Origin of the sequence: Candidatus Borrarchaeum sp. (genome assembly GCF_019058535.1) — an archaeon.
In the GTDB taxonomy this organism is placed as follows: domain Archaea; phylum Asgardarchaeota; class Sifarchaeia; order Borrarchaeales; family Borrarchaeaceae; genus Borrarchaeum; species Borrarchaeum weybense.
The window spans coordinates 1-5,727 of the sequence record NZ_JAHPYX010000282.1 but is presented as its reverse complement, the minus strand read 5'-3'; the positions used below and the strand labels follow the sequence as shown (position 1 = coordinate 5,727).

Sequence of the window (5,727 nt, the reverse complement as noted above, 5' to 3'; positions counted from 1 at the left end):
TCCTTAGATGATGTAGCGTTTCCGTATTAAGATGCGACTTGTCTAGTTTGACCATGAACACCCGGCAGCTCTGGTGCATGCGTCGCGCTTTGGTGGCTTTCAAACTGGCCTTGATGGCTTCATTTTTGGAACCGATCATATGATGTGCTCCTCCTCCTCGTCGTCGATTGAAGATTGTGAGGTGATGAGGGTCTCAGGCTTCTAGTGTACGGATGGCTCAACTTTACAGGCGTCAATTTCCAGCCTGCCGTAGATGATGCAAACGCTCTCAATGTTATCGACTGCACTCTAATGGAGTATGTACCTTTGTTTCAAGTGTGCGTAGTATCCCTCCGAATGCAGCAGATAACATAGTCTGAGTTGTGACTCTACCACAAGTCTTAGTTGTGTATGTAGCTCTCCCTGCCTGCCTTGCTGCCTGCCACTAGATAGTCATCACAATATGTAAGGCACACCAGTATTAAATGTTAACAGACCCCCTGATGAAAGTGAACATACACATCTACCGCAATTCATCACCACGATGAAGCTGTGGTGCTTTCTTGCTTAGTTATCGTAAACGAATCGATCGACTGTACCCAATTTAGTCCTTATTTGAAAAGGGATCTTTATAGCATGAATATGTTCTGTGACCTGAATTTTATTCACCTAATAATATATGGTAAGCGGAATTGGTTGATCATTGGTTTTTAAAGCGTTTCAAAGTTTGTTTCTAAATTAATCTTAATTCATCATCACAATTGAAAGAAAATCTGTAGCAATGGGAAGAAAATCTGTATTTTCTATTAAAAAAAAGTGTGTCAATTTTTGTGAATTGTTTAGAATGCAAATTCTGAGTCAAATTCTTCCAAAAGTGCTTCTGCTGATAATTTCCATCTTGCTTTATCGTATTCGCCTCTTCCGTCAACCTTACCAGCCTTTTTCAGCGCTAAGAGATGCATATATACTGTGGAATGGTCGATTAATCGGCTCATTTGAGGTCCCCATGAGATGCCCATTCTTTCCTCCGCTTCTCTGGCTAGTTTACCTGTTGACATCTCTTTTCCATATTCATTTAATACATCGATAATAGTTTGATTCCATTGCTTGTGCCCGTCAATTGCCATTCTCAACATTTCCATCCCATCGGTTTTCATATACGCCTCATCGTGAATTGGGCATAACAATTTCCAATTCATGTTAAGTAACCCTTTTAATGCTTTGAATCGCCTTGACGCATCACCCGTGAAATCGATATAATACTTATAACTATCTCCAGGATACATCAATGCTTCATCGCCAATAAAAATCGCTTTACTTCGTGGCTCATAGTAGAAGACATGTCCCGCACAATGTCCACCTGTGTAGATAACTTCTAAATCAGTATTTCCAAAAGATATTGTATCGCCATCCTCGACGGTTTGATCAACATTACAAGCTTGTAAACGATCAGTGGGTGAGCCATAGAAGGAAAGCATAAATTTATCGCTCTTTCCGAGCATATAATGATCTGTACTTAATTTTTTGGGATTTGAAAGTGTCGCTTCTGCTTTTTGATGAGCAACTATCTTAGCGTTAGTTTTCTTTTTCAACCACGCATGAGCACCAAAATGATCGTAGTGTTCGTGTGTTGTTAAAATGTAAGCGACATCCTCTGCGTTTCTTCCATAGTCCCCAATACAGTTCAAAATATCGTTTTTGGGAGTGTGGGGTGTTCCAGAGTCTATTATTGCGATTTCACTATCGAATATGATGTAACAGGCGTTAATTTCGTCTTCTATAGACTCATCGCCTACTACACGTACAATGTCTGGGGTGACTTCAAAGTAGCTCATACCTAAACCTCCAGTAATCTTAACTTTATCAGGTTTTACTTCGTTAAACACACTACATTAATCTTTTGTTTTATCATTACTGCTTGAAAAAACTCTTCTTTTAGGTAGGTAGGACTTCATTTCTTTCATTAACCTCGCAATATATTTTTTTGTTTATTTTTTAATTCGTTAAGAACCAAAAATTGCATGAAAACTTGATTTCCGCTTCTAAAAACTATAAATAGAGGGGAGTTGAAATGAATGAGCCACTCAAATAATTAGAATTTTCAAAATAGACAAAATTTTGTGATGAGTGGGAAATTTTTGACCGAAAACGAAAAAGATACGAAAAAAGTAGACGTCTTTCCTCTTAAATGCCCTGAATGTGGATCAACTCATATTTTGAGTGATGAAGAGCGGGGCGAAATAAAATGTGGTAATTGTGGACTTGTTATTTCGGATTCTCTCATCGATAGCAGACCTGAATGGCGTGCTTTCTCTCCTGAAGACCATGATAAGAAAAGTCGAATTGGACCACCTAGTTCTCTAACAGCCCCAGACAGATATTTATCAACGAAAATAGGAAGAGATCAAAAGGATATATTCGGAAAAGGATTTTCTCCAGAGGGAAGAGCCCGAATAGATCGTCTAAGAAGAACCCAAGTTAGAGCTGAAATGGGGGAACCGGGTAGACGAAATTTGGCACGCGCAATGGCGGAATTGAAACGGATTAGTTCACAATTAGATATGCCTTCAGGTATTTTGGAGAGTGCTAAAAAAATATACAAGGATGCCTTCAGCGAAGGTATCACGAAAGGAAGATCAATAAATGCTGTTGTCGCTGCAGCACTGTATGCGGCGGCTCGCCTTCAAAAATCGACCAGAACTTTGGAAGAAATTGCTGAAATGAGTAAACGTATTTCAAAAAAAGAAGTAGCACGAGTTTATAGAATTCTTCTCAATAAACTTCCACAACTACATATTCCTCTTATAGAACCAGATGAATATATTCCACGACTTGCAACAGATTTGGAATTAAGTGGCGAAGTACAAGTAAGATCTCTTGAGATTCTAGAGCAAGCTAAAGAATTACATATAACGCGAGGAAAATTGCCGATAGGTATTGCTGCAGCTGCAGTCTATATAGCTGCTATTGAGTTAGATGAACGACGCACACAAAGCGAGGTTTGTGAAGCCGCTCAAATCACAGAAGTAACACTTCGCACACGGTATAAGGAATTAGTAAAGAAACTCAAACTTACAAAAACAAATTAATCAGTTCACAGACACTTAAGTTTTTATATCAAACAGTTTGTATAACACTGCAAGTTAGTTTTTTAATTCTAAAAAGCGACATTGGTATGGACGGGCTATTAATGCAAAACGGGATAGTTGTTGAAACTGTTAATCTAAGGAAAGACTACGTCATGGGTAGAACAGTAGTTCAGGCCTTAAAAGGAATTGATTTCAAACTCTATAAAGGTGAATTTGTGATCATCATGGGACCTTCAGGATGCGGAAAGTCGACGTTTCTTAATATGATTGGTGCATTGGATGCACCAACTGAAGGTGAAGTTTACATTGACGGAGTGAACGTCACAGAATTAAGCGATAAAAAGGTTACAGATCTTCGCAGATACAAACTTGGCTTCATTTTCCAATTTTATAATCTTATCCCGGTGTTAACAGCGTTTGAAAATGTTGAACTTCCAATGCTAATTGCTAAAAAATCGAAGCAAGAACGACAAGAACGTGCAAAAGAACTTCTAGAGACAGTTGGACTAGGAGATAGATTACATCACAGGCCTGATGAACTTAGTGGCGGCGAGCAACAACGTGTTTCTATTGCTCGTGCGCTTGCAAATGATCCTTCTTTAATCTTGGCAGACGAGCCGACAGGAGATATCGACACAAAGACTGGCGCTGAAATTGTTGAATTGATGGAACGAATCAATAAAGAACAAGGCACAACATTTCTTATTGTAACTCATGACCAGTCAATAGGTAAAAAAGGCAATAGGCTTATTCGCTTTAGAGATGGAATAATTGAAAGCGAAGAAATAATTGCCTAAATTGAATTAAAATATTCAATAGAAACACTCCTGTGGAGATAAAATATTGGCTATTACAGCATTTGTCAAAATTACACGTCCAATCAACTGTTTAATGGGCGGTCTCACTTCAATCATTGGCGTTATGATTACAAGACAATTTTATATCCCGTCATATTATCAGTTAACGTTTTTTGTTGTTTTAATTCTCTCTTATCTTACATATATGTTTATTGCCGCTGCAGGAAACGTCGTGAATGATATATATGATATCGAGATCGATAAAATTAATAGACCCGATCGCCCGATTCCCAGCGGTGTTGTGTCTCTCAGACACGCAAAAATCTATTCCATAGTATTATGGGCTATTGGCATAATTCTCTCTTTCTTAACAGTTCCGATTAGTCCTGCTGGATTTTGGTGTCCAATTATCGCAGTTTTCTTTTCAGTTATTGGCTTCGTATATGCTGCGAAAGGGAAAATAATGGGAGTTTTTGGAAATTTTATGGTCGCAATTTCCTTTTCATTTGGTTATATCTATGGAGGAGTCATTACAGGCGCTTTGAATCAACTTGCAAGTTCTCTAGTTATAATTATCTTCTTTTTATCATCCTTTTTTATGTTACAAAGCAGAGAGATCATAAAAGGTATGGAAGATGTTGAAGGAGATAAAATCCGTCAAGTAGAGACTATAGCCATGGTTTATGGTTATAAGATCGCTGCTTTATCAGCGGCAATTTGTGGGGTATTCGCTATTATATTTTTCTCACTAATTTGGGTTTTATCTTTTGTAAATATCTGGTTTATTCCTTTCCTAATCTTAGGTGATAGTGCGGTATCACTTTCAATAATAATACTTCTTTCTGGAGTCGAATCAAGCGATAAACAACATAGAGCGAGCCTTTTTGCCAAAATTGGAGCACTTTTTGGACTTGTAGGATTCTTGATAGGGTCTATATGAATAATGCATTAAGTTTTTATAAGAAATGAAATGCTACTACACTATAGTTGTTCAGAGAAAAAAAATTCAAAATGTCATATTTATGGACTGTGGTAATCTTTAAGACAATTTACAGGCATCCACGAAGTATAAACAGAATATCTTTGTAAGATGATGCTGAAGAAATCCAAAATTATATGTTTAAAATCAAGAACATTTATTTAGGAAAATAGTAAAAAAGTTGAAACACTTGAGAACTCAAACAACTAAAGGTGCACTAATAGTCTCTTAGAGGGGAAATATTGTTCAATTGGAAAAATCAACTGTTACAGGTAACTGAAGTAGGCGAACAGAGTAACTTGGGTGATCTCCTTCTAATATTAGATGATAGCGCTATAATTGAAAGGGAAATTCTTCCCACTGTTAAAGAATTTTTTCAGGACGAATTGCAACTTGGACGATTGGCAGACTGTTACTGTGTGATTTCCTTAAGAGAAATATCAAAGAATACTAACTTTCGAATTAGAAGTGCTTTAGAAATTCTTAGTGGATTGGGAGATCTCACCGACTTAATTGAAATGGCAATAGTAAATGTAGGCATTGTATCAGAAATTGGACATGTGGTTGGATCAATAACTTTATGGAATGACGGATCTTATCAAATTGATTACGTGCATGTTATTGACAATGATGACTTACAATTTACTGAAAATGCCAAGAAAATTGTAGAAAAAGCAGTTGCTAATGTATTAGGAGACTTTACAGAAGAAGTGGCATCTTAAAATCTAGATTTTGGTCTTTTTTTTAATGCAAGAAAGAAATTTCAATTTTTCTTAGTTAGCTTATTTTTCAATCTTTAGTTGAGCAAGCACATCTTTACCCCAGCGCCATTTTTTCGTTTCTGTGTCGAACATATCAATAGGAATCAATCGCGCACTAGATC

5 protein-coding genes are annotated in these 5,727 nt (G+C 37.1%); 4 read left to right on the top strand and 1 reads right to left on the bottom strand.

Going from position 1 to position 5,727, the window contains the following annotated elements; all coding sequences use genetic code 11:
* Positions 1 to 818 precede the first annotated feature (818 nt).
* Complete coding sequence (locus tag QVB70_RS18365; protein ID WP_287589346.1) at positions 819 to 1,814, bottom strand: MBL fold metallo-hydrolase; 996 nt, start codon at positions 1,812 to 1,814, stop codon at positions 819 to 821.
* 303 nt (positions 1,815 to 2,117) lie between these two features.
* Here QVB70_RS18365 and QVB70_RS18360 point away from each other — a divergent pair, with 303 nt between their 5' ends.
* The 4 genes from QVB70_RS18360 to QVB70_RS18345 all read left to right on the top strand — a co-directional run bounded on the left by QVB70_RS18360 (position 2,118) and on the right by QVB70_RS18345 (position 5,566).
* Positions 2,118 to 3,068: a transcription initiation factor IIB family protein gene (locus QVB70_RS18360; protein ID WP_287589344.1), complete on the top strand. Its 951-nt coding sequence runs from the start codon at positions 2,118 to 2,120 to the stop codon at positions 3,066 to 3,068.
* A 101-nt stretch (positions 3,069 to 3,169) separates the two neighbouring features.
* Positions 3,170 to 3,865, top strand: coding sequence for an ABC transporter ATP-binding protein (locus QVB70_RS18355; protein ID WP_287589343.1), 696 nt, complete (start codon positions 3,170 to 3,172; stop codon positions 3,863 to 3,865).
* Positions 3,866 to 3,911: 46 nt separating this feature from the next.
* On the top strand, positions 3,912 to 4,805 hold the full coding sequence (locus QVB70_RS18350; protein ID WP_287589341.1) for a geranylgeranylglycerol-phosphate geranylgeranyltransferase: 894 nt from the start codon (positions 3,912 to 3,914) through the stop codon (positions 4,803 to 4,805).
* Between the two features lie 281 nt (positions 4,806 to 5,086).
* Positions 5,087 to 5,566: a hypothetical protein gene (locus tag QVB70_RS18345; RefSeq protein ID WP_287589339.1), complete on the top strand. Its 480-nt coding sequence runs from the start codon at positions 5,087 to 5,089 to the stop codon at positions 5,564 to 5,566.
* The last annotated feature ends 161 nt before the right edge of the window (positions 5,567 to 5,727 follow it).

Bases quoted from the DNA above. Each gene is read 5' to 3' on its own strand.
- QVB70_RS18365 (WP_287589346.1), bottom strand. From the start codon at position 1,814: ATGAGCTACTTTGAAGTCACCCCAGACATTGTACGTGTAGTAGGCGAT.
- QVB70_RS18355 (WP_287589343.1), top strand. From the start codon at position 3,170: ATGCAAAACGGGATAGTTGTTGAAACTGTTAATCTAAGGAAAGACTAC.